Below are 26487 nucleotides of genomic sequence, written 5' to 3'. Positions count from 1 at the left end.
CCCAGAGAGTGGGTGGCTGAGCCTGTCGAAGCCCGGCTAAGGACACGCCCATGACCCTCACCGCCCCGCCGGCGGAGCCGCAGGCCGCTGCCCCCGCCGCGACCGACGCGCCGCCGCGACGCTCCTGGCGCACCCGCGTCTCCCGTTTCGACCACCGCGCCTCGCCGTATTTCTACATCTCCCCGTTCTTCCTCCTCTTCGGGCTCATCGGCCTCTTTCCCCTCCTGTACACGGTGTGGGTCGCGCTGCACGAGTGGGATCTGCTGAAGGGCGAGGGGCCGTTCGTCGGCTTCGGCAACTTCGCGGCGATCCTCGGCGACGGCATGTTCTGGAACTCCATCCGGAACACGCTGAGCATCTTCCTGCTCTCCGCCATCCCGCAGCTCGCCGTCGCCCTGGTGATCGCGTACCTGCTGGACCGCGGACTGCGGACGCCGACGTTCTGGCGGATGAGCGTCCTCATCCCGTTCGTGGTCACGCCGGTGGCCGTGGCGATCATCTTCTCCAGCATCTTCAACGAAGCGGACGGACTGGCCAACAACCTCCTCAACCTCGTCGGCATCGCCGATCAGCAGTGGAAGCACGACACGGTCCTGTCGCACATCGCGATCGCCGTCATGGTGAACTTCCGCTGGACCGGCTACAACGCCCTCATCCTCCTTGCCGCGATGCAGGCCGTGCCGCGCGACCTCTACGAATCGGCCGCGCTCGACGGTGCCGGAGCGGTGCGGCGGTTCTTCGCCATCACGATCCCCACCATCCGTCCCACGCTGATCTTCGTCATCATCACGGCGACCATCGGCGGCCTGCAGATCTTCGCCGAACCGCGGCTGTTCGACGTCTCCACCGCGGGCGGCATCGGCGGCAGCGACCGGCAGTTCCAGACGACCGTGCTGTTCCTCTGGGAGCTGGCGTTCTTCCGCCGGAACCTCGGGGAGGCCTCGGCCGTCGCGATCCTGCTCTTCCTCCTGATCGTCGCGATCGGTCTCATCAACTTCCTGATCTCCCGGCGCATCGCCACCGGAGACGCCCCGAAGATCCGCGCGGCCCGACGCCGCATCCGCCCGACCGGGAAGGAGGCGGCGCGATGACCGCCACCCAGGCCCTCAGCGTGCCGGAGCGCATCCGCCGCCGGCGCGGTGCCGCGAGCGGGAGTGCCGGCCTCGGCAGCCGGCCCGGGTTCCTCACCTACGGACTCCTCGCCGCCTTCATCATCGGCGGCGCCTACCCGCTGTGGTGGTCGTTCGTCGTCGCGAGCGGGACGAACGCCACCCGCGGTGAGACCCTGCCCCTCATCCCCGGCGGCAACTTCCTCGCGAACGCGGCGAAGGTGTTCGACGCGATCCCGTTCTGGCTCGCGCTCGGCAACTCGTTCCTCATCTCGGCGATCATCACGATCTCCGTCGTGACGTTCTCGACCCTCGCCGGCTACGCGTTCGCGAAGCTGCGGTTCCGCGGACGGGACGGCCTCATGGTGTTCGTGATCGCGACCATGGCCATCCCCACGCAGCTCGGCATCATCCCGCTGTTCATGCTGATGCGCGAACTCGGCTGGACGGGGACGATCGGTGCGGTGATCGTGCCGACCCTCGTCACGGCGTTCGGGGTGTTCTTCATGCGGCAGTACCTCGTGGACGTGATCCCGGACGAGCTCATCGAGGCCGCCAGGGTCGACGGCGCGAACCAGTTCCGCACCTTCCTCACCGTCGGGGTGCCCGCGGCGCGGCCGGCCATGGCGATCCTCGGACTGTTCACGTTCATGACCGCCTGGACCGACTACCTCTGGCCCCTGATCGTGCTCTCCCCCCAGAACCCGACGCTGCAGACGGCGCTCAGCCAGCTGCAGTCCGGCTACTACATCGACTACTCGATCGTGCTCACCGGCGCGGTGCTCGCGACCCTTCCGCTCCTCGTGCTCTTCGTGATCGCGGGGCGGCAGCTGGTCAGTGGCATCATGGCGGGCGCGGTGAAAGGATGACCCCTATGACGCGTGCCTTCCCCTCGGATTTCCTCTTCGGCGCGGCGACCGCGGCCTACCAGATCGAGGGCGCCGCCTTTGAGGACGGACGGACGGCGTCGATCTGGGACGCGTTCTGCCGGGTGCCGGGGGCCGTGGTCGGCGGCGACGACGGGGATGTGGCATGCGACCACTACCACCGGTATCCGCAGGACGTGGCGCTGATGAAGGAGCTCGGCCTGCAGACCTACCGCTTCTCCACCTCGTGGTCGCGGGTGCGCCCCGACGGCGGCGCGGTCAACCAGGCCGGGGTCGACTTCTACAGCCGCCTCGTCGACGAGCTCCTCGCGGCCGACATCCTGCCCTGGCTCACGCTGTACCACTGGGACATGCCGCAGGCCCTGCAGGAGGTCGGTGGGTGGACGAACCGTGACACCGTCGACCGCTTCCTGGAGTACGCGGGCACCATGCACGACGCCCTCGGCGACCGCGTGAACGTGTGGACGACGCTCAACGAGCCGTGGTGCTCGTCCTTCCTCTCCTACACCGGTGGCGAGCACGCGCCAGGGCACACGAGCGTCGCCGAGGGGTTGCTGGCCTCACACCACCTGCTGCTCGCGCATGGTGCGACGGTGCGGGAGCTCCGCGGCCGCGACGCCTCCCTCAACCTGGGCATCACGCTGAACCACACGGTGGCCGACCCCGCCGACCCGCAGCGCCCCGCGGATGTCGATGCCGCCCGGCGGCTGGACGGCCAGTTCAACCGGTGGTTCCTCGACCCCATCTACCGCGGCGCCTACCCCGCAGACACCGTGGAGGACATCCGCGCGGTGGACCCCGAGGCCGTGGCGCGGTTCGAGGCGGCGGTGCACGAGGGCGACCTCGACACCATCGCCCAGCGCATCGACACACAGGGCGTGAACTACTACCACGGTGACCTCGTGTCCGGCACGGGTCCCGACGACGCGGCGGTGTCCAGCGGCCCGGAGACGGCGCACGTGACGCGGAGCCCGTATCCCTCGCACGAGGGCATCCATGCAGTCGAGCGCGGACTGCCGCGGACCGCCCAGGGGTGGGAGGTTCAGCCGGAGGGACTCACGCGACTCCTGCAGCGGCTCTGGACCGAGTACGCCGAGCCTGCGGGCGTGGTGCTCTCGGTGACCGAGAACGGCGCGGCCTACGACGACACCGTCGTGGGGGAGGACGGAGAGACCCGGGTGCCCGACGCCGACCGCACCGCGTTCCTGCGCGCGCACCTCGACGCCGTGCTGGACGCCAGGGACAGTGGCGTGGACGTCCGCGGATACTTCTACTGGTCCCTCTTCGACAACTTCGAGTGGGCCTGGGGGTACGACAAGCGCTTCGGGATCGTCCGCGTGGACTACGACACCCAGGAGCGGACGGTCAAGGACTCCGGCCGCGAGTACGCCCGCATCATCGCCGCCCGGTCCCTCTGACCCGTTCGAATCGCCTGAATGGCTCCATCTGCGGCCGAGATGGGACCAATCAGGCGATTCGAAGCGGGGATTTTCACGGCCTGGCTCCGGGTGGATGAGAATGGGGCGATGGAAGAGAGCATGCGGTGATGTCGCCTCGGGCGACCATCGAGGAGGTCGCGGCCGCCGCCGGCGTGTCCCGGTCGACCGTGTCGCGGGTCGTCAACGGGTCGACAGCGGTCAGCCCGGAAGCGCTCGCCGCCGTGCGCGCCGCGATCGACGAGCTCAATTACGTGCCGAACCGCGCCGCGCGCTCGCTCGCCTCCCGGCAGACGCACGCGATCGCCCTCATCGTCCCCGAGGACACGACGCGCTTCTTCGGCGACCCGTTCTTCGCGGCGATCGTGGCGGGAATCACCGGCGCCCTCCGCAGCTCCGACTACCTGCTGAACCTCCTGATCGCCAGCGACGACCCCGGCGACAAGATGACGAGCTTCGTGCGCAACGGCGGCGTCGACGGCGCGCTGATCGTGTCGCACCACACGAGCGACGCGTTCGTCGACCGGATCGCCGATGCCGTCCCCGTCGTCTACGGCGGACGTCCGGTGCGCCGGGCCGAGGGCGACTACGTGGTCGACGTCGACAACGTCGCCGGAGCGCGCGCGGCCACGCAGCGCCTCGTCGACATCGGACGCACCCGCATCGCCACGATCACAGGACCCCTCACGATGCCGTCGTCGACCGACCGCGTGCAGGGGTTCCGCGCCGCGCTGACCGCGGCCGGCCTGGCACCCGTCGCCGAGGAGGAAGGCGACTACAGCGAGGCGAGCGGGGCCGACGCCGCCCGCCGCCTGCTCGCGGGAGGGCGGCCCGACGCGATCTTCGTCGCCAGCGACCTCATGGCCCGCGGAGCGCTCACGGCGCTGCGGGGTGCCGGGGTGCGGGTGCCCGAGGACATCGCGCTCGTGGGGTTCGACGACTCGTCGGTGGCTCTCACCACCGATCCGCCCCTGACGACGATGCGCCAGCCGATGTACGCCCAGGGTGAGGCGATGACCCAGGTGCTCCTCTCCCGGCTCGCGGGGGAGGACCCGCCGCGCACCACCATCCTGCCGACGGAGCTTGTCGTCCGCGGATCCGCCTGAGCCACTCCGACGCCGGGCACGGGTGAGGCCCGATCGCGGACGACCGGGCCTCGGGGGGTGACGCACCTCTGGGACGAGAGCGTCAGTTCCCGTAGAGCGAGACGACGCCGCTGCGGTCGACGCTGGTCATCGACAGATCGGCCGAGCTGCCGTTGCACTGCGGGTAGTGCATGATCGACGACGAGTCGTACGGCGTGAGCGGACGCCAGTTGTTGTCCTCGAAGCAGGTGCCCGCCTCCGGGCGGGTGTGCTCGTGGCGGAAGCCGAGCACGTGGCCGAGCTCATGGCCGAGCACGTTCGTCGGCGTCCACGCTCCGGCGCTCCAGATCGAGTCGTCGATGAGGACGTTCTGCTGCCGGGCCGGCGTGCTGGGGAAGAACGCGCGGGCGATGTACTGCGTCGTGGCCACGGGTTCGACGGAGAAGACGACGGCGTTGTTCCGCGTGGTGCAGTTGGCGTCGGCGCTGCTCACGTAGCGGAAGTCGACCTTCGACGACGCGGACTCCCAGAGTGCCGCCCCACCCTGCATCGCCCGGACGACGTCGGCGTGCCGGCTGCCGAACTTCGTGCTCACGCAGTAGGTGAGATTGGCGACCTGCGAGGCCGACCACTTGTCGTCGATGTTGTTGACCGTGTTCACGATGAGGCCGTCGTTGAGGGTCTCGGGGCCGACCAGCCGGTCGTAGAACGCGCGCAGCTCCTTCTTGTTCGAGATGACCTCATCGCCGTTGACGACGTAGGCGCCGTCGACGTCCCGATAGGTCGATGCCGCGAACTCCTGGTACGAGGGCGCGGAGTCGTCGGGGGACGCGGCCGTGGCGGGGATGACCGCGCTGAGGCTGAGCGCGACCGCCGCGGTGGCGGCGAGCGCGAGTTTTCTGGTGAATCGCATGGAAGATCCTCTTCGATCTGAGCGGTGCCGCGCGCCCGGTGAGCGAGCGGACTCCGGCCGGAACGGTGAGCATCGCTGCCACCGCGGGGCCGAAGCCCGCTCACGCTAACCGCGCAATTTCCATGGGGTCAAGGCGCGACACGGCCCGTCGCCTGCTTTCTGCACTCAGGTCAGGAATCGGCCGAATCCGTCGCCGCCGAAGGTGCCGCCGCGGTTCGGTCGGACGTCGGCACCGGCGGTCGACGGGCGGGCCTGGTCGTCGGTCCCTCGTCGTAGGCCGGAGGTCGAGGATGACCACGGACGCGTCTCCGCCACCCCCTCCATCGGCAGAAGACGCACCCGTGGCCCGCTGCGGCGAACCCCCGCGCCGCGAGTGCTCGCACCCTCCATAGGTTGAACGAGCATTCAGTGATTAATCTATCCCGAGACGGCCCGTGAGGGAATTCCGCCGGACGACCCGGGAGGTGGACACCGCATGGCGCGATCGGATGCGCAGAATCGTCTGGCGCGCGAGCGTGCCAAGGAGACCATTCTCCAGGCGGCGATCGAGGTGTTCAGCGAACGCGGCGTCGCCGGGGCGGGCATCGCCGAGATCACGCGTCGCGCCGGTGTCGCCCAGGGGTTGGTGAACTATCACTTCGGCGGCAAGGATCAGCTCATCGGCGCCGTGATCGACCGGTGGTTCGAGACGGTGCTGGGGTTCGCGCAGGTGCAGGGGACGCCCGACGAGGTGCTCGCCGCGATCATCGACGGGGCGATCGGGGCGACGGCCTTCGCGATGCCGCTGCAGCGTGCGGTGCTCGCCATGCAGCAGCAGCCGCTCACCCATCGGCTGTTCGCGGAATCGGAGCAGCGCTACGCCGACGGCGCGACGGCGGCGGAGGATGCCGTGCGCGCCGTCTTCCGCGCCCGAGGCGCCGAAGACCCGGCCCTGGAGGAGGTCATGCTCCGCAGCACCCTGGAGGGGGTGTTCGTGAAGTACTGCGTCTTCGGCGACACGTATCCGCTCGAGGACGCGCGGCGCTGGCTGCACCGGCGGTACGGCCTGCCGGAGCCGACAGCCACCCTGCCAGGTGTGCCGACACCGCACGAGGGCGAACCCCGGCCGCGGGCGACGGCGGCGCTGCGGATCGACGCGTCCTGAGCCGCAGCGCTCAGTCGAGCTGCATCCGCGCGAACGCGCCGAGCACGACCCGCTCCGACTGCACGAGGTACCGCTCCAGCTCCGCCGCGCCGGCCTCCGCGCCGCGGGTGAGGAAGGTGTCGAGGACGGCGCGGTTCTTCCGGACGAAAGGCTCGTGCAGGGCGCGGGGGTCGTCGATCTTGAGGAACGCGAGCCGCAGCTCCGCCGCGACGTTCCGGTAGGTGCGGGCGAGACGCGGGCTGTCGGCGAGATCGACGAGGGCGACGTGGAACGCCATGTTCGCGCTGCCGACCGCGCGCCACGCGGAGGCGTCGTCTGTCGAGACACCGGCGACGGCGGCCTCGGCCGCGGCGACCGCGTCGGTCATGCGCTGCACGGCCGGGTGCTCGGGCTCGGACTGCCGGAGGGCCGTGCACTCGATGACGCGGCGAGCGCGGTAGATGTCGATGACGTCGGCGATCGAGGGAGAGGCCACCGAGACGCCGCGGTGCGGGATGTGCGCGACGAGCCCCTGTTCCGCGAGCACCCGGAACGCCTCGCGCAGGGTGTTGCGCGACACGTCGAAGCTCTCGGCCAGAGACGACTCCGACAGCCGGGAGCCCGGGGCGACGTCGCCGTCGATGATGCGCTGACGGAGCACGTCGGCGAGCGGGCCCTGCTGGTTCATGCCTTCATCGTAGGGGCGGTCGGTGCGGGAGATCGTGCCGATGATCACACGAAAGCAACCGCGCTGTAGCACGACGGAAACATGATTGTTGAACAATCAGGTTCTGTCCGTTCTACACTGGGGGTCACCCGACACCCACCAACGACGATGGGACCCCCCTATGTCCGAGCAGTCCGCCCCCGCCCTCACCCCCGAGGACGAAGCCCGCGCCGCCCACGCGAAGAAGCGCGCCGGCCGCAGTGCCGTCATCGGCGCCATCTTCCTCATGGCCACGAGCGCCATCGGCCCCGGCTTCATCACCCAGACCGCGACGTTTACCGCCCAGATGGGGGCCGCGTTCGCGTTCGCGATCCTCGTGTCGATCCTCGTCGACATCGCGGTCCAGCTGAACATCTGGCGGATGATCACCTCGTCCGGCAAGCGCGCCGGCGAGCTCGCCAACAGCGCCATCCCCTTCTCCGGCCACGTCATCGCCGTCCTCGTCGTCATCGGCGGGCTCGCGTTCAACATCGGCAACATCGCCGGCGGCGGCCTGGGCCTGAACGCCCTCCTCGGCATCGACCCGAAGCTCGGCGGCGCGCTCACGGCGGCCCTCGCGATCATCATCTTCCTCGTGAAGAAGGCCGGCAAGGTGATGGACGTCGTCCTCATCGTCCTCGGCGTCGGCATGATCGTGATGACCCTCGTCGTCGCCCTCATCGCCCAGCCGCCCATCGGCGACGCGCTGCGGCAGACCTTCGTGCCCGACCAGCTCAACTTCGCCACCATCACGACGATCGTCGGCGGCACGGTCGGCGGCTACATCACCTACTCCGGCGCCCACCGCTACCTCGACTCCGGTCACGTGGGCCCGCAGTACGCGAAGCCCGTCATGCGCGCCGCCGCCAACGGCATCCTGGTCACCGGCATCATGCGCTACGTGCTGTTCCTCGCGATCCTCGGCGTGGTGGCCTCCGGCGTGGCGCTCGACCTCTCCTCGCAGGCCGCCAACCCGGCCGGGCAGGCGTTCGGTGCGGTCCTCGGCGACGCCGGTCTGCGGATCTTCGGCGCGATCTTCTGGGCCGCCGCGATCAGCTCGGTCATCGGTGCCGCGTACACGTCGGCGACCTTCCTCTCGACGTTCACCGCCAAGCTCCGCGGGGGCTGGCCGCTGCAGCTCGCCACCGTCGCGTTCATCGTCGTGTCGCTGGCGGTCTACCTGGCGATCGGCACGGCCCCGGCCGCGATCCTCGTCTTCGTCGGCGGTTTCAACGGCCTGATCCTCCCCATCGGGCTGACGGTGTTCATGTACATCGGCTGGTTCCGCCGCGACCTGCTCGGCGACCGGAAGTACCCGATGTGGCTGCTCATCGCGGGCACCGTCGTGACCGCGCTCACCTGGTACATGGGCGCCGTCTCGATCGGCCCCATCTTCGCCTTCCTCGGAATCGGAGCGTGACATGGCGACCATCGACCTGAACTCGGACCTCGGCGAGAACGTCCCCGACCGGATCGTCAGCGACGACGCGAGCATGCTCGAGATCGTCACGAGCGCGAACGTGTCGTGCGGGTTCCACGCGGGCAGCCCGGAGGGGATCCGGGAGACCCTGGCCGCGGCCGTCGCCGGCGGCGTCGTGATCGGCGCCCACCCCGGGTACCGCGACTACGAGAACTTCGGGCGCACGAAGGTCGACATCGACTCGGCCACGCTGCAGGCGCACGTGGAGTACCAGCTCGGTGCGCTCCTCGGGCTCACCGCGGCGGTCGGCGGGCGGGTCTCCTACGTCAAGCCGCACGGGGCGCTCTACAACACCATCGCCCGCGATGAGCGGCAGTCGAAGGACGTCGTGGCGGCCATCAAGGCGATCGACCCCTCGCTCGTGCTGCTCGGTCTCGCCGGCGGCGTCGTGCTCGACGTCGCCGAGCGGGCAGGGCTCGCGGTCGCCGCGGAGGCCTTCGCCGATCGGGCCTATCAGCCGGACGGTCAGCTCGTCTCCCGCTCCGAGGCGGGGGCCGTGCTGCATGACCCCACCGCGGTGGCCGAGCGGATGGTGCGCCTGGCCGCGGACGGCGTGATCCGGGCGATCGACGGCACCGATGTGGCCGTGTCCGCGCAGTCGATCTGCGTTCACGGTGACAGCCCGGGCTCGGTGGCGATGGCCGCGGAGACGAAGCGCCTGCTGCAGGCGGAGGGCATCACGATCGCCCCGTTCGCCGGAGCCTGACATGGCCGTGCTCGCGACTCCCGCCCAGCTCGTCGACGCCCGCGCCGCCCGTGCGGCGCACCGCGCCGGCCACTCCGCCCCGACCAGCGGCGTCGCCCCGGGGCTGACCCAGGCGAACCTCATCGCGGTGCCAGCGGACTGGGCCTTCGAGACCCTCCTCTACGCGCAGCGCAACCCGAAGCCCTGCCCCGTCCTCGAGGTGATCGAGCAGGGGGAGGTGGAGTCGCGGCTCGCGCCGGGCAGCGACATCCGCACCGACATCGGGCGGTACCGCATCTGGCGGGACGGCGAGCTCGTGGAGGAGGTGTCCGACGCGACGGCGGCGTGGGACGAGCATCCCGACCTCGTCGCCTTCCTCATCGGCTGCAGCTTCACGTTCGAGACGGGGCTCGTCGAGGCCGGGATCCCGATCCGTCATCAGGAGCTCGGACGCAACGTGCCGATGTACCGCACGGCGGTGGACTGCACCCCGGCCGGACGGCTGCGCGGCGAGATGGTGGTCTCGATGCGTCCGATCGCCGCGGACCGCGTGGCCGATGCCGTGCAGATCTCCGGGCGCACCCCGGCGGTGCACGGTGCGCCGGTGCACATCGGCGACCCGGCGTCGCTCGGCATCGCCGATGTGATGGCGCCGGACTTCGGCGACGCCCCCGAGATCCGCCCCGGCGAGGTCCCCGTGTTCTGGGCGTGCGGCGTGACCCCGCAGGCGGCGATCATGGCGTCGAAGCCGCCGTTCGCCGTCACCCACGCCCCGGGGTACATGTTCGTCACCGATGTGCCGGATGCGGAGTACCGGGTCTGATGCGCATCCTCACGGCCTCCGACAGCGCGCTGCTCGTCGAGGCGGACGACCTCGAGCAGGCCATGCGGCTGAACCTCGCATGGAGCGACGTGCCCGGTGTCCTGGAGCGCATCCCCGGTGCCCGCACCGTGCTCGTGCGCTTCGACCCGCACCGCACCTCCGCCGCCGCGCTGGCCGAGACGCTCGCCGCGACCGAGGTCGATGCCGCGGCGCTGCCCGATGCGGGCGAGGTCACCATCCCGGTCCGCTACGACGGGGAGGATCTGGATGAGGTGGCCGCGCTCCTCGACGTCTCGGCGGAGGAGCTGGTGGCCCGTCACCTCGCCGCCGACTGGCGGGTCGCCTTCTCCGGCTTCGCTCCCGGCTTCGGCTATGCCGTGAGCGGCGATCCCCTCTTCGACGTGCCGCGGCGGTCGTCGCCCCGCACCCGGGTGCCCGCCGGCTCCGTCGCGCTCGCCGGAGCGTTCAGCGGTGTGTATCCGCGGGAGAGTCCGGGCGGCTGGCAGCTCATCGGACGGACCGCCCTGGAGATGTGGGACATCGACCGCGACCCGCCGGCTCTGCTCGCCCCGGGTCGCCGCGTGCGCTTCGTGCGTGCGGAGCGGGAGTCGGTCGCAGCGTCGCCGGCAGCGGCCGACGCGACGCGGGTCGCCCGTCGCGGGGACGGTCCGGCGGTCGAGGTCGTGCGACCGTCGCTGCAGCTCCTCGTGCAGGACGCGGGACGCCCCGGTTTCGCGGCGCTGGGCGTCTCGGCCTCCGGCGTCGCCGACCGCGTCGCGATGCGCGCGGCGAACCGGGCCGTGGGCAACACGCCGGCCGCGGCTGTGCTGGAGAGCGTCGGTGGGGCCGTGCTGCGCTTCCACGGCGCAGGCGTCGCCGCCGTCACCGGGGCCACGGGCTCGCTCACGCTCACCGACATCGACGGCATCGAGCGCACGCTCCTCCCCGGGGTGCCGTTCGCGACCGTCGACGGCGACGAGCTCACGCTGGGCCATCCCGAGCGCGGTCTCCGGTCCGTGATCGCCGTCCGCGGCGGCTTCGCTCCGGCGGCGGCGCTCGACAGCCGCGCGACCGACACGCTCGCCGGGCTGGGTCCCGCGCCGCTGACCGCGGGTGATCTCATTCCGATCGGGGCTGCCGCCGTGTCGGCCGTCGAGCCGGACCCGGTGCCGCGCGCGCTTCCCGCATCCGGGGAGCTGGCCTCGCTGGAGATCACGCTCGGCCCGCGCGACGACTGGTTCACGGCCGCCGGCGTCGAGGCGCTCACCGCGCAGGAGTGGACGGTCACGCCGCGCTCGGATCGGGTGGGCATCCGCCTGCACGGCGACGTGCCCCTGGAACGCGCGGTCGGCGGCGAGCTGCCGAGCGAAGGTGCCGTGACCGGGGCCATCCAGGTGCCGCCGGACGGTCAGCCCGTGCTCTTCCTCCCCGATCATCCGCTCACCGGCGGCTATCCCATCATCGGTGCCCTCACCGATCGCAGCCTCGATCTCGCCGCCCAGCTTCCGCCGGGTGTGCGGGTGCGCTTCACCGTCAAGGAGACCTCATGACCTCTGTGCTGATCGCCAACCGCGGCGAGATCGCGGTCCGCGTGATCCGCGCGTGCGCGGAGGCCGGCTACACGTCGGTCGCCGTCTACGCCGATCAGGACGCGGATGCCCTGCACGTGCGGCTCGCGGACGAGGCGATCGGCCTCGGCGGCGACACCGCGGCGACGACGTATCTGTCGGTCGAGGCGCTGATCGACGCGGCCCGCCGCAGCGGCGCGGACGCCGTGCACCCGGGCTACGGCTTCCTCTCCGAGAGCGCCGCGTTCGCGCGAGCCGTCGAGGACGCCGGACTCGTCTGGATCGGACCCTCGCCGGAGAGCATCGACGCGCTGGGCGACAAGATGACCGCGCGCCGGATCGCGCAGCGCGTGGGGGCTCCGCTCGCCGCGGGCACGGATCAGCCGCTGTCCGGGCCGCAGGAGGCGGTGGCGTTCGCCGAGGAGCACGGCCTGCCCATCGCGATCAAGGCCGCGTTCGGCGGGGGAGGTCGCGGGCTCAAGGTCGTCCGCGAGCTGGCGGAGGTCGCCGACGCGTTCGACGCGGCCACCCGCGAGGCGACCGCCGCGTTCGGTCGCGGGGAGTGCTTCGTGGAGCGCTTCCTGGAGAGCCCGCGGCACATCGAGGTCCAGGTGCTCGGCGACGGGCGCGGCGGCGTGGTCGTCGTGGGCGACCGCGACTGCTCGATGCAGCGCCGCAACCAGAAGCTCATCGAGGAGGCTCCTGCGCCCGGTCTCACGGAGGCGCAGCGGACGGCGTTCCACGACGCGGCACGGGCGATCTGCGCCGAGGTGCAGTACCGCGGCGCCGGCACGGTCGAGTTCCTCCTCGCCGCGGACGGCACGATCTCGTTCCTCGAGGTGAACACCCGGCTGCAGGTCGAGCACCCCGTGACCGAGGAGGTCACCGGGACCGACCTCGTCCGCGAGCAGTTCCGCATCGCGTTCGGCGAGGGGCCGTCGTTCACCGAGACCCCGGCGCCGACCGGGCATGCGTTCGAGTTCCGCATCAACGCCGAAGACCCCGGCCGTGGATTCCTGCCCAGCCCCGGACGGGTGGACGGCCTGCGGATCCCCGGTGGACCCGGCGTGCGGTGGGACAGCGGCATCGAGGCCGGAGACACCGTGCAGCCCGCGTTCGACTCGATGATCGCGAAGCTCATCGTGCACGCGGACACCCGGGACGCGGCCCTCGTGCGGGCGCGTCGGGCGCTGCGTGAGCTCGCCGTCGAGGGTCCGGCGACCGTGATCCCGTTCGACCTCCGCGCCATCGACGATCCCGCGTTCGCGACCGCGACCTTCGCCGTGCACACCCAGTGGATCGAGACCGTGCTGCTCCCGGTACTGGAGGCGCAGCCCCGCCCCGCGGTCGCCCCGGTCTCCGGGCTGCAGCGGTTCCCGGTGGAGATCGACGGCCGCCGCGTGATGCTCGGTCTGCCCGCGGAGCTGCTGGCCGGGATCGGCCGTCCGGCGGGAGAGGACGCGGCACCCGCGCCGTCGGCGGATTCCTCCGAGCTGCGGGCTCCCGCGCCGGGCACGCTCGTCCGCTGGCTCGTCGATGACGGGGCCGTGGTGGCAGAGGGAGACCCGGTGGCCGTGCTCGACGCGATGAAGATGGAGACCACGGTCACCGCGCACCGCGCCGGCACGCTCACCCCGCGCGCGGACACCGGAGCGACCCTCTCCGCCGACGCCCTCCTCGCCACGATCGCCTGACCCCCGCCCCCGGCCCACCCCGTCCCGTCCCGCCCCTTCGCGTGCGGAGTGCAAAAACACCCCTCCCACACCCCTCAGACGCCCCTTTCCGATCCCGCACCCGCTGACACCGGCGGCGCCTCCCGCGTGCGAGTGCGAATACGGTCCTCCCGCCCGCCGGGCACGCCCGTTCTCGATCCCGCCCCCTCCGACCCGGGAACATCCCGCGTGCGAGTGCGATGATGTTCCTGTCTGGAGAGTGCAAAACCGGCCCTCCCGCAGCCCGGGAGAGCCCCCTTGTGATCCCGCACGCGACTCGACCAACCAAGGCCGTGCGAGCGCGAAAACGCCCCCTCCTCGTGAGAGGAGGGGGCGTTTTCCATCCGGACCGTGAACGCCCCGGGCTCGCTCACGCCTCCGACACCCGGTGGGAGTGCGAAAACGGGCCTCAGCGGGGTGCGGGAGGGGCGAAAGCCGTCCCGCACGCTTCAGGGGACGGGACGCAACCTACGCGGGGTCGCCGCCGAGGGGGCCGACGGGCTCGAGGGGCTTCGGGTCGTCGGCGCCCGTCTTGCGCGCGCGGGCGATGAGGTTGCCCAGGTGGTAGATGAGCAGCGCCGCGACCGTCCCGAGCACGATCCCGCCGAAGGCGAAGTCGCCGAGCTGCATCGTGAACCCGGCGATGCCGATCACAAGGGACACCGCTGCGGTGTACTGGTTGACCGGACGCGAGAAGTCGACGCGGCTGTCCACCCAGATCTTGATGCCGATGATTCCGATGAGGCCGTAGAGCGCCGTCGTCGCCCCGCCGAGCACGCCCGCGGGGATCGAGTTGAACACCTCGCCGACCTTGGGCGAGAACGCCAGGAGGATCGCGAACAGACCCGCCACCCAGTACACGGCGGTGGAGTACACGCGGGTCGCGGCCATGACGCCGATGTTCTCGCCGTAGGTCGTGGTGCCCGAGCCGCCGAAGCCACCGGCGATGGTCGTGGCGACACCGTCGGCGATGAGGGCGCGACCGGTGTGACGGTTGATCGCGGGGTCTTCGGTCATGGTCGCGACCCCGCGCACGTGACCGACGTTCTCCGCGATGAGCACGAGCACGACGGGCAGGAACATCGCGATGGTCGACCAGGTGCCGGGCTCGACGAAGTCCGGGAACTGGAAGTGCGGGAGGCCGATCCAGGGGGCGTCTGCGATGAGCTCGGCGGGGGTCTTGTCGCCGCGGAGCGGGTTGGGCACCTCGAACGAGCCGTTGAACGCGGCCCAGATGAAGCCGACGGCGACGCCGAGGAAGATCGAGATCCGGCCGAGGAAGCCCCGGAAGAGCACGGCGAAGAGGATGATCGCGACGAGGGTGATCGTAGCCGTCACGGGGTCGAGCGCGAAGTTGCTCCAGGCGGTGGGGGCGAGGTTGAAGCCGATGAGCGCGACGATGGCACCGGCGACGACCGGGGGCATCAGGGCATCGACCCAGCGCAGGCCGACGAACTGCACGACGAGACCGACGACCGCCAGGAGCACGCCCACCGCGACCACGCCCGCGAGAGCCGAGCCGGTGCCGCCCGCCGCGACGGCCGCGGTGATCGGGGCGATGAAGGCGAACGAGGAGCCGAGGTAGCTCGGCAGCTGGTTCTTCGTGATGAGGAGGAAGAGCAGCGTGCCGATGCCGCTGAAGAGCAGCGTGGTCGACACGGGGAAGCCGGTGAGCGTCGGCACGAGGAACGTGGCGCCGAACATGGCGACCACGTGCTGGGCGCCGATGGCGATGGTCGCGGGCCAGGACAGACGTTCCGCGGGGGTGACGACGGCGCCGGGCTCGACGGTGCGGCCGTTTCCGTGCAGCTTCCACAAAGCCATGCGGGCTCCTCAGGGTTCGGGATCGGGGGCGGAGTGCTGGAGCAACACTACCGATTCCTGAGTGTTCCCTGTGCGTCCCGCGGCCGCGAGGAGCGCGGCGTCAGGCACCGAGGCAGTCGATGAGCTCGCGGTACCGGGCGGCCGTCCGCGCCACGACCTCCTCGGGCAGCACGGGGGGCTCGCCCTGCTTGTCCCAGTTCGCCGCGAGCCAGTCGCGCACGATCTGCTTGTCGAAGCTCGCCATCCGCTCGGCCGGGGTCGATCCCGTGCGCCAGGCCTCGGCGTCCCAGTACCGGGAGGAATCGCTCGTGAGCACCTCGTCGGCGAGGCGGAGGGTGCCGTCGGCGTCGGTCCCGAACTCGAACTTCGTGTCGGCGAGGATGAGGCCCTTCTCCTCGGCGATGGCCGCGGCCCGACGGTAGATCGCGAGCGAGGCGTCGCGGAGCTCGGCCGCCCGGTCCGCCCCGACGAGCTCGACGACGCGGTCGAACGTGATGTTCTCGTCGTGTTCGCCCATCGGTGCCTTGTAAGCCGGGGTGAACAGCGGCTCAGGGAGACGGTCGCCGTTCTGCAGGCCTGCCGGCAGGGCGATGCCGCACACGGTGCCGTGCTCCTGGTACTCGGCCCAGCCGGAGCCGGTGATGTACCCGCGCACGACGCACTCGATCGGCAGCATCTCGAGCGACTGGGCGAGCATGGCGCGATCGGCCACCTCCTCCGGCAGGTCGCCGTCCGTGAGATGGTTCGGAACGTCGAGCTGGGCGAACCACCAGCGGCTGAGGCGGGTCAGCAGAGCACCCTTGTCGGTGATGCCGGGGGAGAGCACGATGTCGAAAGCGCTCACCCGGTCGGACGCGACGACGAGGATGCGGGTGTCTGCCGGGTCCTCCGAGGCATAGAGGTCGCGGACCTTTCCGGAGTAGAGGTGTCGCCACCCGGGGATGGCCTGCGCGTTTCCTGCGGACGGTGTGCTCACCCGCCCATTATCCCGGTGATGCGTGCTCTTCCGCGCCGAGACCCCGCGTTCGCGTCGAGACCCCGGGGTGTGCGCGTCGCGACCCCGGGGTCTCGCCGGAAATACGGGGTCTCGGCGGAGGAAGGGCGGGTGTATAGTCCATGTGGACTATTTAGCGGGGGCGACAGCAGATCGGGGAGAGGCGTGGGGAAGAGCAGGGATGTGGTGGCGGGACTCACGCCCCTCGGGGTGATGGTGCTCGCGCTGCTTCGCGAGAGCGACATGCATCCGTACGAGATGGTGCGGCTGCTTCGCGCGCGTCACGACGACCGGCTCATCACCGTCACCAACGGCACGCTGTACCACACGGTCGCGCGGCTCCAGCGGGCGGGTCTGCTCGACGAGGTCGGCACGGATCGCGAGGGCAACCGACCGGAGCGGACGACCTACACCCTCACCGACGCCGGTCGGGAGGCGGTGGTCGCGTGGGTGCGTCGTGCCCTCCCCCGCATCGACCGCGAGACCGACGCCCGCGTCGCGCTCGCCGAGTCGCACAACCTCGACCGCGACGACGCCGTCGCGCTGCTGCAGGAGCGACGGGAGGCGCTCGTCGCCTCGTACGCGCTGCACCACGACGGCCTCGCCGCCGCCCGCACCAAGGGCGTCCCGCCGCAGGTCCTCGTCGAGATCGAACGGCAGGAGGCGCTGCTCGACGCCGAGCTCCGCTGGCTCGACACCCTCCTCACCCGCCTCGACGGCGACGAGCTCCGCTGGGGCCCCGACGCCTTCGACGACACCGACCGCTACCGCGCTCAGCGAAAGGCTGCACAGCAATGACCGATTCCCGCCAGACCTCGGGGCCCGAGACGGGGCCCTTCGCCGCCGGTCACGCGCCGAAGAGTCCGTGGCCGGCGCTCTGGGCCCTCGTCATCGGGTTCTTCATGATCCTCGTCGACACCACGATCGTGTCCGTCGCGAACCCGGCGATCAAGGCCGCCCTCGACCCCGACACGAACAACCTCGACAACGTCGTGTGGGTCACCAGCGCCTACCTGCTCGCCTACGCCGTGCCGCTGCTCATCACCGGACGACTCGGCGACCGCTTCGGCCCGAAGAACATCTACCTCATCGGGCTCGCGGTCTTCACCCTCGCCTCGCTCTGGTGCGGACTGTCGACGACGCTCGAGGGCCTGATCGCGGCCCGCGCGGTCCAGGGTCTCGGCGCCGCGTTCATGACGCCGCAGACCATGGCCGTCATCACCCGCACGTTCCCGCCGAACCGGCGCGGCGCGGCGATGGGCCTCTGGGGTGCCACGGCCGGCGTCGCCACGCTCGTCGGCCCCCTCGCGGGTGGCCTGCTCGTCGACGGCTTCGGGTGGGAGTGGATCTTCTTCGTCAACCTCCCCGTCGGCGTGGTCGCCTTCGTGCTCGCCTGGATCCTCGTGCCGAAGCTGAAGACGCACCCGCACCGGTTCGACCTCGTCGGCGTCGTCCTCAGCGCGCTCGCGCTGTTCCTCATCGTCTTCGGGCTGCAGGAGGGCGAGAAGTACGACTGGGGGACCATCGTGGGACCGATCTCGGTCTGGGGCCTCATCATCGCCGGCGTCGTGGTGCTCGCGCTCTTCATCGTGCAGCAGGCGCGCACCCGGAGCGAGCCCCTCGTGCCGCTGGCGCTCTTCCGCGACCGGAACTTCTCCGGCGCGAACGTCGCGATCGCCGCGGTCGGCTTCACGGTCACGAGCATGTCGCTGCCGATGATGTTCTTCCTGCAGACCGCGCGCGGCCTCACCCCCACCGAGGCCGCGATGCTGCTCATCCCGATGGCCGTGCTGTCGGGCGTGCTCGCGCCGGTCGCCGGGAAGATCCTGGATCGTGTCGACCCGCGCATCATCCTCGTCCCCGGTCTGCTCTGCGTCGCGGGTGCCTTGGTCTGGTACTCCGCACTGACCACGATGGACACCCCGATCCTGATGTTCCTGCTGCCGTCCGCGCTGATGGGCATCGGCAACGCGGGCATGTGGGGGCCGCTGGCGACCACGGCCACGCGCAAGCTGCCGCCGCGACAGGCGGGTGCCGGCGCGGGCATCTACAACACCACCCGCACCATCGGCTCGGTCATCGGCTCCGCCTCGATCGCCGCGTTCATGCAGTCGCGGCTGGAGGCGAACCTCCCCGGTCTGGCCGACGCTCCGGCCGGCACGGGCAGCGGCGCGCTGCCGCCGCAAGTCGCCGAGGGCTTCGCGGCCGGCATGTCCCAGACCCTGCTGCTGCCCGCCGGCGTCATCCTCATCGCGCTGGTCGCCTCGCTGTTCCTCCGCGGGCAGGATCGGAAGGACGAGGCCGTCGCCGCGACCCCTCCGGCTCGACCGCGATGACCCCGACACGCCGGTATCCACGCGGGTTCCGGCGCTGTTCGGGGTCGCGCCGAGATTCCGGCGCGCGAGAGGTGCGGGGTTAGGGTGGATGGTCGGCGGCCGCCGGGTCGCCCTTCCGAACCCCGAGGAGCACTCGACGTGAGCCGCCATCCATCCTCTCCGCCGAGCCGTCTGCGGCGGTTCGGCCGCACCGCCGGCGCGACCGCTCTCGCCGCGCTCGTCGCCGCCGGAGCACTACTCGCCGGAGCCGTGCCCGCCACCGCGGCCGACGACGGCGAGACCTACGTCATCGGCACCGACACGACCTTCGCGCCGTTCGAGTTCACGGACGAGTCCGGCGACCTCGTCGGCATCGACATGGACCTCCTGCGCGCGATCGCGGAGGACCAGGGCTTCGACGTGGAGATCCGCCAGCTCGGCTTCGACGCCGCGGTGCAGGCGCTGCAGTCGAACCAGGTCGACGCCGTCATGGCCGGGATGTCGATCACCGAGGAGCGCCAGCAGACCTTCGACTTCAGCGACCCGTACTTCACCAGCGGCGTGCAGCTCGGGGTGCTCGAGTCCAGCGACATCCAGTCCCTCGACGACCTGAACGGCAAGACCGTCGCGGTCAAGACCGGCACCCAGGGGCAGACCTTCGCCGAGGAGAACGCCGACGAGTACGGCTTCCGGATCACGCCCTACCAGGACACGACCGACATGGTCGATGCGGTCAAGGCAGGTCAGGCCGTCGGCTACTTCGAGGACTTCCCCGTGCTCGCCTACGGCATCCAGCAGGGGTCGGGCTTCCGCCTGGTCGGCGAGCCCGCGCTCGGCGGCGAGTACGGCTTCGCGGTCAACAAGGGCGAGAACGCCGAGCTCCTGGAGATGTTCAACGCCGGGCTCGCCAACCTGCAGGAATCCGGCGCGTACGACGAGATCGTGGACACCTACCTCGCGACGGGTGACGACGCGCAGGAGGCGCAGCCCACCGACATTATCTCGGTCGCGGTGAAGTACTGGCCGGCCCTGATGCAGGGTCTGTGGCTCACCATCCTCGCCACGATCGTCGCGGTGATCGCGGCGTTCATCCTCGGGATCATCTTCGGCTTCGGGCGCCTGTCGAAGTTCGCGCCGTTCCGCTGGATCGCGACGGCCTACGTCTACGTCTTCCGCGGGACCCCGATCCTGATCCAGGCGTTCTTCGTGTTCTTCGCCATCCCGCAGCTGATCCCCGACCTGAAGTTCGACCCGTTCGTGGCCGGTGCGATCACCCTGTCGCTGAACACCGGTGCGTACATGACGGAGATCATCCGCGGCGGCATCCAGGCCGTCGACCCCGGTCAGGCGGAGGCGTCGCGTTCGCTCGGCCTCAGCCACTGGAAGACGATGCGCAAGGTCGTGCTGCCGCAGGCGTTCCGGATCATGATCCCGTCGTTCGTGAACCAGGGCATCATCACGCTGAAGGACACCTCGCTCATCAGCGTCATCGGTCTCGCCGAGCTGACGTTCGTCTCGCGCCAGATCATCGCCTCGACGTATCTTTCGGCGCAGGTGCTGACGATCGTCGCCATCATCTACTTCGTCGTGATCACGCTGCTGACGCTGCTCGCGAACCGCCTGGAGAGGAAGGCCAACGCATGAGCAAGATCGAGGTCAGGGACCTGCACAAGTCCTTCGGCGACAACGAGGTGCTCAAGGGCATCGATCTCACGGTCGAGGACGGCGAGGTCATCGCCGTGATCGGCCCCTCCGGCTCGGGCAAGTCGACGCTGCTGCGCTGCCTCAACAAGCTCGAGGAGCCGACGTCGGGGCACGTGATCATCGACGGGGTCGACCTCACCGACAAGAGCGTGAAGCTGGATGAGGTGCGCCAGCGCATCGGCATGGTGTTCCAGCACTTCAACCTGTTCCCGCACATGACCGTGCTGGAGAACATCACGCTCGCCCCGGTCGAGCTCGGCCGCATGACGAAGGCCGAGGCCCGCGACCGCGCTCGGTCGCTGCTCGAGCGCGTCGGCCTGTCGGAGAAGGCGGACGCGAAGCCCGCGTCGCTCTCCGGCGGTCAGAAGCAGCGCGTGGCCATCGCCCGTGCACTCGCGATGGACCCGGAGATCATGCTGTTCGACGAGGCCACCAGCGCCCTCGACCCGGAGATGGTCGGCGAGGTGCTGCAGGTCATCCGCGACCTCGCCGAGGGCGGCATGACCATGGTGCTCGTGACCCACGAGATGGGCTTCGCCCGCGAGGTGTCCGACCGCACGGTGTTCATGGACGGCGGCGTCGTGGTCGAGGAGGGCACTCCCGCCGACCTGTTCGGCGCCCCCAAGAACGAGCGCCTCCAGGACTTCCTGTCGAAGGTTCTCTGACCCCGTTCGAGTCGCTCAAATGGCTGCATTCCCGGCTGGGATGCAGCCATTTGCGCTACTTCAACGCGGTCAGCGAGCGACGCGGGCAGCGATGTCGGTGCGGTGGTGGGACCCCTCGAGGCGGATGCGGCCGAGGGCGTCGTAGGCGCGGTCGCGGGCGGTGCGGAAGTCCGCGGCCACGGCGACGACGTTCAGCACACGGCCACCCGTCGCGATGAGCGAACCCCCCGGTGCGTCGGGACTCGCGGTCGCGGCGTGCACCAGTCGGACCCCCTCCACGGCGGCCGCATCGTCCAGACCCTCGATCGGACGCCCGGTCTGCGGCGCCTCCGGATACCCCTCGCTCGCCAGGACCACGGTGATCGCGACCTCATCGCGGAACACGGGCTCGGGCTGGTCCTCGAGGGTGCCGGAGGCGGCGGCGAAGAGGAGCTGCGACAGCGGGGTCTCCAGTCGCGGCAGCACGACCTGGGTCTCCGGGTCGCCGAAGCGCGCGTTGAACTCGATCACCCGCACGCCCTGCGGGGTGAGGATGAGACCGGCGTAGAGGAGGCCGATGAACGGGGTGCCCTCGGCGTCGAGCTGGCGGACGACCGGAAGGGCGACGTCGCGGGTGACCTCTTCCACGAATGCCTGCTCGCTGCCGAACTGCTCCGCGAGCCAGGGCAGCGGGGAGTACGCCCCCATACCGCCGGTGTTGGGGCCGGCGTCGCCGTCGAGGGCCCGCTTGAAGTCCTGGGCCGGGCTGAGCGCGCGCACGGTGTCGCCGTCGCTGAGGAAGAACAGCGAGACCTCGGGGCCGGACAGGAACTCCTCGACGAGGACGGGGCCGGCCGGGAGGTACTGCTCCGCGTGAGCCAGGGCCTCGGCGCGGTCGGAGGTGACGATGACGCCCTTGCCCGCGGCGAGCCCATCGGCTTTGACGACGTAGGGGGCGCCGAGGTCGTCGAACGCGGCCTCGACCTCGCCGACCGTGGCGGCCCGGACCGCGCGGCCCGTCGGCACGCCGGCGGCGTCCATGACCCGCTTGGCGAAGGCCTTGGAGCCCTCGAGCTGCGCGGCGGCCTTGCCCGGCCCGAACACGGGGATACCCCGTCCGCGGAGCTCGTCCGCGACGCCCGCCACCAGAGGGGCCTCCGGGCCGATGACGACGAGGTCGATCGCGTGCTCGTTCGCGAAGGCCGTCACCGCGGCGCCGTCCAGCGGGTCGAGGGCGACGGGTGTCGCGTCCTGCGCGATGCCGGCGTTGCCGGGGGCGACGAGGATCTCGTGCGCGGGGGACTCGGCGCGCAGCGCCAGGATGATCGCGTGCTCACGGGCACCGGAACCGAGGACGAGGATCTTCACCCGTCCAGCCTATCGAGGCGCGTGCGCGGGGTTCCGGTGGGTCCCGGTCAGAGCTCGATGGGACGCTCGTCCGCCGTGTCCCAGGGCACGGTCCAGCCGGTGGCATCGAACAGGGCGTCGAGCACCATGGCGGTGAAACCCCACACGATCGTGCCGTCGACGTCGAACGCGGGTCCGCGGAACGTGCGCCCGGCGCGGGACAGGGTCGAGGTGAAACGGGTCGCGGGGTCGAGGAGCTGGGCGACGGGGACGCGGAACACCTCGACGGTCTCCGCGTGGTCGACCGCGACGACGCGGGACGGCGACTGCCACCAGGCGAGCACAGGGGTGACGAGGTGGTTGCTCGCGGCGAGGGGGATCACGGGAAGCGTGGCGAGCACCTCGACTCCCGCGGGATCGAGGCCGGTCTCCTCCTCGGCCTCCCGGAGCGCGGTGGCGACCGCGTCGGCATCGGCCGCTTCGGCGCGTCCGCCGGGGAAGGAGACCTGCCCCGGGTGCGAGGAGAGGGTGGGCGCGCGGCGTTGCAGCAGCACGTCGAGGTCGCGGGCGACGGCCGCATCGACGGTCGGTGCGGGGATGCGGTCGAGGACGCCGAAGAGGATGAGCACCGAGGCGTCATGGGCGCGGCCCGGATCCGCGAGCGGAGGGATCGGCACGCTCCAGGAGTGGTCGGCCGCGGCGGCGAGCAGCTCGGCGCGGGCGCCCTGGGGATGCATGCTCATGCCATCGAGCTTATGACCGGGGCCGCCGCGGCGGATCTAGGGTGGGGGGATGGCCAGGAAGATCGACATCGTCGACGGACGCGCGGCGCTCGGTGCCGTGCGCGACGCGGAGGCCGCCGGGACGAAGCCGACGCGGCCGGAGCTCGCCACCGCGGTGCGCTACCTGCTGCAGCTGCTCGACGAGAAGGCGCCTGGCAACAGCGTCGAGGTGCGCGTCCCGCCGTTCGGAGCCGTGCAGGTGATTCAGGGGCCGCGGCACACGCGGGGGACTCCGCCGAACGTCGTGGAGATGGACGCCGCCACGTGGATCGCGGTCGCGACCGGCACGGAGGCATGGGCGGACGCCGCCACGGCCGGGCGCGTCCACGCCTCGGGCACGCGTGCGGATCTCACCGGAGTCCTCCCGCTGCGCCCCTAGCGCCGGGCAACGACGAGCGGCACCCCGGTGTGCGGGTGCGGGAAGACGTCGACGGGCTGCCCGTAGACCTCCTCGATCCGTGCGGCCGTGAGGACCTCGGCCGGCGTGCCGGTGGCGGCGACCCGACCGCCCGCCAGCAGAGTGACGCGGTCGGCATGCGCGAGAGCGGCGTTGAGGTCGTGCAACACGACCGCGACCGCGACCCCGGCCTCCGCCCGTCTGCGGATCACCCGCATGACGTCTTCGTGATGCTTGAGGTCCAGGGCTGCCGTCGGCTCGTCGAGCAGCAGGATCCCGGTGTCCTGGGCGAGTACACGGGCCAGCGCCACCCGCGCGCGCTCACCGCCGGAGAGCGAGGGGACGGAGCGCTCCCGCAGCGCCGTGACCTCGGTCGTCGCCATCGCCGTCGCCACGACGCTGTCATCCTCTTCGGCGACCGGGCTCCGCGCCCACGGCGTGCGTCCCATCCGCACGACCTGCTCGACCGTGAAGGGGAAGGTGACGGCGTTCTCCTGCAGCAGCACGGCGCGTCGCCGGGCGAGATCGCGGGCGCGCGTCCCCGCGACGGGGCTGCCGTCGAGGAGGACGGTGCCGGACACCGGAGCGACGTCCCCCGCGAGCACGCCGAACAGGGTCGACTTGCCCGCGCCGTTCGGCCCGACGAGGGCGTGCACCTCGCCGGCGTGGATGTCGATGGCCGTGTCGTCGAGGATGGCGCGTCCGTCGCCGACGCGCACCGTGAGCCCCTGGCCCCGCAGGCGCGGGCTCACGCCCATCCTCCCGACTGCCGCCGCGTCCGCACGAGAAGCCAGAGGAAGAACGGGCCGCCCACGAGGGACGTGATCATGCCGATGGGGGAGGTCCGCGAGCGGTACGGCCGTGCGCGCCACGAGGTCGGCGGCCGCGATGAGGAGGGCGCCGCCGAGGGCGGAGGCGATCACGAGCGGGAGGTGTGCGGGGCCGATCAGCATGCGCATGAGGTGGGGCACCACGAGACCGGCGAACCCGATGATCCCCGCGAAGGCGACTGCGGCGCAGACGAGCAGCGCCACCGTGACGATGACGACCATCCGCAGCAGCTCGACCGGCACGCCCAGATGTCGGGCGGTGCGCTCGCCGAGGGCGAAGAGATCCAGACCCGGCGCCACGATCAGGGCGACGACGACCCCGATCGCCACGAGCGGCGCGACGAGCTGGATGTTCGACCAGAGGGCGCCGTTCAGCGAGCCGAGCTGCCAGAACACGATCTGCTCGCGCGTCGAGGTCGTGCCGAGGAACGTGAGGAAGGCCATGCCGGCGCCGGCGATGGCGTTGATCGCGATGCCGGTGAGCAGCAGCGTGACCACCTCGGTGCGGCCCCCGGAGCGGCTCAGGAGGTAGACGGAGAAGACGGCCGCGAGACCGCCGAGGAAGGCGAAGGCGGGCGTCGTCCACATGCCGAAGGTGGCCAGGCCGAACGTGATGCTGGCCGCCGCCCCGAGCGCCGCGCCGGAGGAGACGCCGACGACGCCGGCGTCCGCGAGGGGGTTGCCGAAGATGGCCTGCATGAGCACGCCGGAGACCGCGAGCGCGGCGCCGACGAGCAGGCCGAGGACCAGGCGGGGGAGGCGGAGGTTGTAGATCACGCCGTCGTCGGTCGCCGCGGCCGGAGTCCCGGCGGTGTCGATGCCGAGGCCGCGCAACAGTACGTCCAGGAGCGCGGTCGGGGACAGGTCGTACTGCCCGCTGGTGATCGACGCGACGCTCGTGACGAGAAGGCCGATGACGAGGGCGACGACGACCGTCGCGAAGCGCTGTCCCCGATGCCGGGTCGGCGTCGGGGTGACGACCTCGCCGGTCACGAGGCCGCTTCCGGCGCGTACAGGGCCCGCGCGAGGGCGCTGATCACGTCGGCCGACCGGGGGCCGAAGCTGAGGATCTCGGCGTCCGCCATGTCGATCACGCGGCGATGTGCTCCTGCGGGGGTCTCGGCGATGGCGGGGATGCGTTCGAGGAGCCCGTCGACGCCGCCCACCGATTCCAACCCGTCCGTCATCATCACGAGTACGTCGGGCTGCGCGGCGACGAGTGCTTCCGCGGTCATCGGCTTCATGCCCTCCCAGCCGATCTCCTCCGCGACGTCGACACCGCCGACCGCATCGATGAGGGAGTCCGCCCCGGAGTCCTCGCCGAAGATGTAGTACACGTTGGCGCTCCCGCGTACGTACAGGAAGAGCATGCGGGCGCGGTCCGCCGCGGCGGACGGGGTGACGTCGGCGATCTCCGCGATGGCGGCGTCGAGCTCGGCGTCGAGGCGGGCGCTGAGCGCCGTGCCGCGCGTCGGGACGCCGAGGGCCGTGGCGATCTCCGTCACGAGCGCGGCGGTGGTGTCGATCCGTCGGTCGCTGGAGATGACCACGACCGCGATGCTCGCATCCCGCAGCTGCTGGCGGACCTCCTTCGGGCCGATCGTGGAGTCGGTGAGGACGACGGTCGGGGCCAGCTCGAGGATCGCCTCCGGGCTGAGCGTGTGCCCGGTCTTGGTGACGACCGGAAGGTCCTCGGTACCGGGGAACTGCGTGGACGCGTCGCGCCCGACGACCTGATCGCCGAGCCCGAGCGCGAACACCGTGGCGGCGATCGTGCCGGAGATGTCGATCGGGAGGATGCGCTCGACATCCGTGATCTCGACCTCGCGGCCTTCGCTGTCGGTCACGGTGACCGGGAGCGACGGGGCGGTGTCGTCGTCGACGGGGGCGACCGCGTGACTCGCGAGGCATGCGGTCGAGGGCCCCGTGGCCTCACGCACGTCGGCGACCAGATCGAGATCCGCGAGAGGGGTCGAGGCCTGTGGGCAGGCGTCGTCGACGACAGGGGTCTGCGCGGGACCGGAGTCCGACCCGGCGCAGGAGGCCAGTCCGAGAGCCAGCGCGGCGGCGAGAAGCAGGGCAGGAGCGCGTCGCATTAGGCAAGGCTATCCTAAAACTTGACG

Annotated in this window: 23 protein-coding genes and 1 pseudogene; 15 read left to right on the top strand and 9 right to left on the bottom strand. The window is 71.1% G+C overall.

The window, feature by feature from the left end; translation table 11 throughout:
• Positions 1 to 50 precede the first annotated feature (50 nt).
• The 4 genes from BK819_RS03130 to BK819_RS03115 all read left to right on the top strand — a co-directional run bounded on the left by BK819_RS03130 (position 51) and on the right by BK819_RS03115 (position 4538).
• Positions 51 to 1091 carry a carbohydrate ABC transporter permease gene (locus BK819_RS03130; protein WP_071327814.1) on the top strand — a complete coding sequence of 347 codons (1041 nt, stop codon included), beginning with the start codon at positions 51 to 53 and terminating at the stop codon, positions 1089 to 1091.
• Entirely contained in the window at positions 1088 to 1978 is an 891-nt protein-coding gene (locus BK819_RS03125) for a carbohydrate ABC transporter permease (protein ID WP_071327813.1), read from the top strand. Before BK819_RS03130 ends, BK819_RS03125 begins: the two co-directional genes overlap by 4 nt.
• 5 nt (positions 1979 to 1983) lie before the next feature.
• On the top strand, positions 1984 to 3414 hold the full coding sequence (locus BK819_RS03120) for a GH1 family beta-glucosidase (protein ID WP_071327812.1): 1431 nt from the start codon (positions 1984 to 1986) through the stop codon (positions 3412 to 3414).
• A 128-nt stretch (positions 3415 to 3542) separates the two neighbouring features.
• A complete protein-coding gene (locus BK819_RS03115; RefSeq protein ID WP_071327811.1) occupies positions 3543 to 4538 on the top strand; it encodes a LacI family DNA-binding transcriptional regulator in 996 nt (331 codons plus the stop codon).
• An 82-nt stretch (positions 4539 to 4620) separates the two neighbouring features.
• Here BK819_RS03115 and BK819_RS03110 read toward each other — a convergent pair whose 3' ends face one another.
• Positions 4621 to 5430: a M57 family metalloprotease gene (locus tag BK819_RS03110; RefSeq protein ID WP_071327810.1), complete on the bottom strand. Its 810-nt coding sequence runs from the start codon at positions 5428 to 5430 to the stop codon at positions 4621 to 4623.
• A 475-nt stretch (positions 5431 to 5905) separates the two neighbouring features.
• On the opposite strand from BK819_RS03110, the gene BK819_RS03105 reads away from it, so the two are divergent.
• Positions 5906 to 6574: a TetR/AcrR family transcriptional regulator gene (locus tag BK819_RS03105; protein WP_071327809.1), complete on the top strand. Its 669-nt coding sequence runs from the start codon at positions 5906 to 5908 to the stop codon at positions 6572 to 6574.
• 10 nt (positions 6575 to 6584) lie between these two features.
• Here BK819_RS03105 and BK819_RS03100 read toward each other — a convergent pair whose 3' ends face one another.
• The gene (locus tag BK819_RS03100) at positions 6585 to 7241 is read right to left on the bottom strand and encodes a GntR family transcriptional regulator (RefSeq protein WP_071328070.1); all 657 of its coding nucleotides are present in this window, start codon (positions 7239 to 7241) and stop codon (positions 6585 to 6587) included.
• Between the two features lie 160 nt (positions 7242 to 7401).
• Between BK819_RS03100 and BK819_RS03095 the strand changes: the two genes are divergently transcribed.
• The 5 genes from BK819_RS03095 to BK819_RS03075 are packed head-to-tail and all read left to right on the top strand — an operon-like array spanning position 7402 to position 13509.
• Positions 7402 to 8679, top strand: a complete 1278-nt coding sequence (locus tag BK819_RS03095; RefSeq protein ID WP_071327808.1) for an NRAMP family divalent metal transporter — start codon at positions 7402 to 7404, stop codon at positions 8677 to 8679.
• A gap of 1 nt (position 8680) precedes the next feature.
• Positions 8681 to 9445, top strand: a complete 765-nt coding sequence (locus BK819_RS03090) for a LamB/YcsF family protein (protein ID WP_071327807.1) — start codon at positions 8681 to 8683, stop codon at positions 9443 to 9445.
• Between the two features lies 1 nt (position 9446).
• Positions 9447 to 10247: a putative hydro-lyase gene (locus BK819_RS03085; protein WP_071327806.1), complete on the top strand. Its 801-nt coding sequence runs from the start codon at positions 9447 to 9449 to the stop codon at positions 10245 to 10247.
• The gene (locus BK819_RS03080) at positions 10247 to 11797 is read left to right on the top strand and encodes an urea amidolyase family protein (protein WP_071327805.1); all 1551 of its coding nucleotides are present in this window, start codon (positions 10247 to 10249) and stop codon (positions 11795 to 11797) included. Before BK819_RS03085 ends, BK819_RS03080 begins: the two co-directional genes overlap by 1 nt.
• Positions 11794 to 13509 (top strand): biotin carboxylase N-terminal domain-containing protein, encoded by a 1716-nt coding sequence (locus tag BK819_RS03075; RefSeq protein WP_071327804.1) that lies wholly within the window; start codon positions 11794 to 11796, stop codon positions 13507 to 13509. Before BK819_RS03080 ends, BK819_RS03075 begins: the two co-directional genes overlap by 4 nt.
• Before the next feature lie 486 nt (positions 13510 to 13995).
• Here the strand turns inward: BK819_RS03075 and BK819_RS03070 are convergent, their stop codons facing one another.
• Both BK819_RS03070 and BK819_RS03065 read right to left on the bottom strand, forming a co-directional pair.
• Positions 13996 to 15351, bottom strand: a complete 1356-nt coding sequence (locus BK819_RS03070) for a uracil-xanthine permease family protein (RefSeq protein ID WP_071327803.1) — start codon at positions 15349 to 15351, stop codon at positions 13996 to 13998.
• Between the two features lie 100 nt (positions 15352 to 15451).
• The gene (locus BK819_RS03065; protein ID WP_071327802.1) at positions 15452 to 16327 is read right to left on the bottom strand and encodes a phosphoribosylaminoimidazolesuccinocarboxamide synthase; all 876 of its coding nucleotides are present in this window, start codon (positions 16325 to 16327) and stop codon (positions 15452 to 15454) included.
• A 183-nt stretch (positions 16328 to 16510) separates the two neighbouring features.
• Here BK819_RS03065 and BK819_RS03060 point away from each other — a divergent pair, with 183 nt between their 5' ends.
• From BK819_RS03060 to BK819_RS03045, 4 genes are all read left to right on the top strand, one after another.
• On the top strand, positions 16511 to 17143 hold the full coding sequence (locus BK819_RS03060) for a PadR family transcriptional regulator (protein ID WP_308195654.1): 633 nt from the start codon (positions 16511 to 16513) through the stop codon (positions 17141 to 17143).
• The gene (locus tag BK819_RS03055) at positions 17140 to 18681 is read left to right on the top strand and encodes a DHA2 family efflux MFS transporter permease subunit (protein WP_071327801.1); all 1542 of its coding nucleotides are present in this window, start codon (positions 17140 to 17142) and stop codon (positions 18679 to 18681) included. Before BK819_RS03060 ends, BK819_RS03055 begins: the two co-directional genes overlap by 4 nt.
• A 138-nt stretch (positions 18682 to 18819) precedes the next feature.
• Entirely contained in the window at positions 18820 to 20304 is a 1485-nt protein-coding gene (locus BK819_RS03050; protein ID WP_143049236.1) for an amino acid ABC transporter substrate-binding protein/permease, read from the top strand.
• Positions 20301 to 21029 carry an amino acid ABC transporter ATP-binding protein gene (locus BK819_RS03045; RefSeq protein ID WP_060922441.1) on the top strand — a complete coding sequence of 243 codons (729 nt, stop codon included), beginning with the start codon at positions 20301 to 20303 and terminating at the stop codon, positions 21027 to 21029. The genes BK819_RS03050 and BK819_RS03045 overlap by 4 nt, the downstream gene beginning before the upstream one ends.
• Positions 21030 to 21098: 69 nt before the next feature.
• On the opposite strand, the gene purD is transcribed toward BK819_RS03045, so the two are convergent.
• Both purD and BK819_RS03035 read right to left on the bottom strand, forming a co-directional pair.
• Complete coding sequence (gene purD / locus BK819_RS03040; RefSeq protein ID WP_071327800.1) at positions 21099 to 22376, bottom strand: phosphoribosylamine--glycine ligase; 1278 nt, start codon at positions 22374 to 22376, stop codon at positions 21099 to 21101.
• 47 nt (positions 22377 to 22423) lie between these two features.
• Positions 22424 to 23098 carry a CoA pyrophosphatase gene (locus BK819_RS03035; RefSeq protein WP_062766139.1) on the bottom strand — a complete coding sequence of 225 codons (675 nt, stop codon included), beginning with the start codon at positions 23096 to 23098 and terminating at the stop codon, positions 22424 to 22426.
• Between the two features lie 49 nt (positions 23099 to 23147).
• On the opposite strand from BK819_RS03035, the gene BK819_RS03030 reads away from it, so the two are divergent.
• Complete coding sequence (locus tag BK819_RS03030; protein ID WP_071327799.1) at positions 23148 to 23516, top strand: sterol carrier family protein; 369 nt, start codon at positions 23148 to 23150, stop codon at positions 23514 to 23516.
• On the opposite strand, the gene BK819_RS03025 is transcribed toward BK819_RS03030, so the two are convergent.
• From BK819_RS03025 to BK819_RS03015, 3 genes and pseudogenes are all read right to left on the bottom strand, one after another.
• Positions 23513 to 24292, bottom strand: coding sequence for a heme ABC transporter ATP-binding protein (locus BK819_RS03025; RefSeq protein ID WP_218138552.1), 780 nt, complete (start codon positions 24290 to 24292; stop codon positions 23513 to 23515). The genes BK819_RS03030 and BK819_RS03025 overlap by 4 nt on opposite strands.
• A pseudogene (locus BK819_RS03020) lies at positions 24283 to 25357 on the bottom strand (FecCD family ABC transporter permease). Before BK819_RS03020 ends, BK819_RS03025 begins: the two are co-directional and overlap by 10 nt.
• Positions 25354 to 26460: a hemin ABC transporter substrate-binding protein gene (locus tag BK819_RS03015; RefSeq protein ID WP_071327797.1), complete on the bottom strand. Its 1107-nt coding sequence runs from the start codon at positions 26458 to 26460 to the stop codon at positions 25354 to 25356. Before BK819_RS03015 ends, BK819_RS03020 begins: the two are co-directional and overlap by 4 nt.
• Positions 26461 to 26487: the final 27 nt, after the last annotated feature.

The organism is Microbacterium sp. LCT-H2 (genome assembly GCF_001866135.1).
Classification (GTDB): domain Bacteria; phylum Actinomycetota; class Actinomycetes; order Actinomycetales; family Microbacteriaceae; genus Microbacterium.
This window is presented reverse-complemented; position numbering and strand designations above follow the sequence as displayed.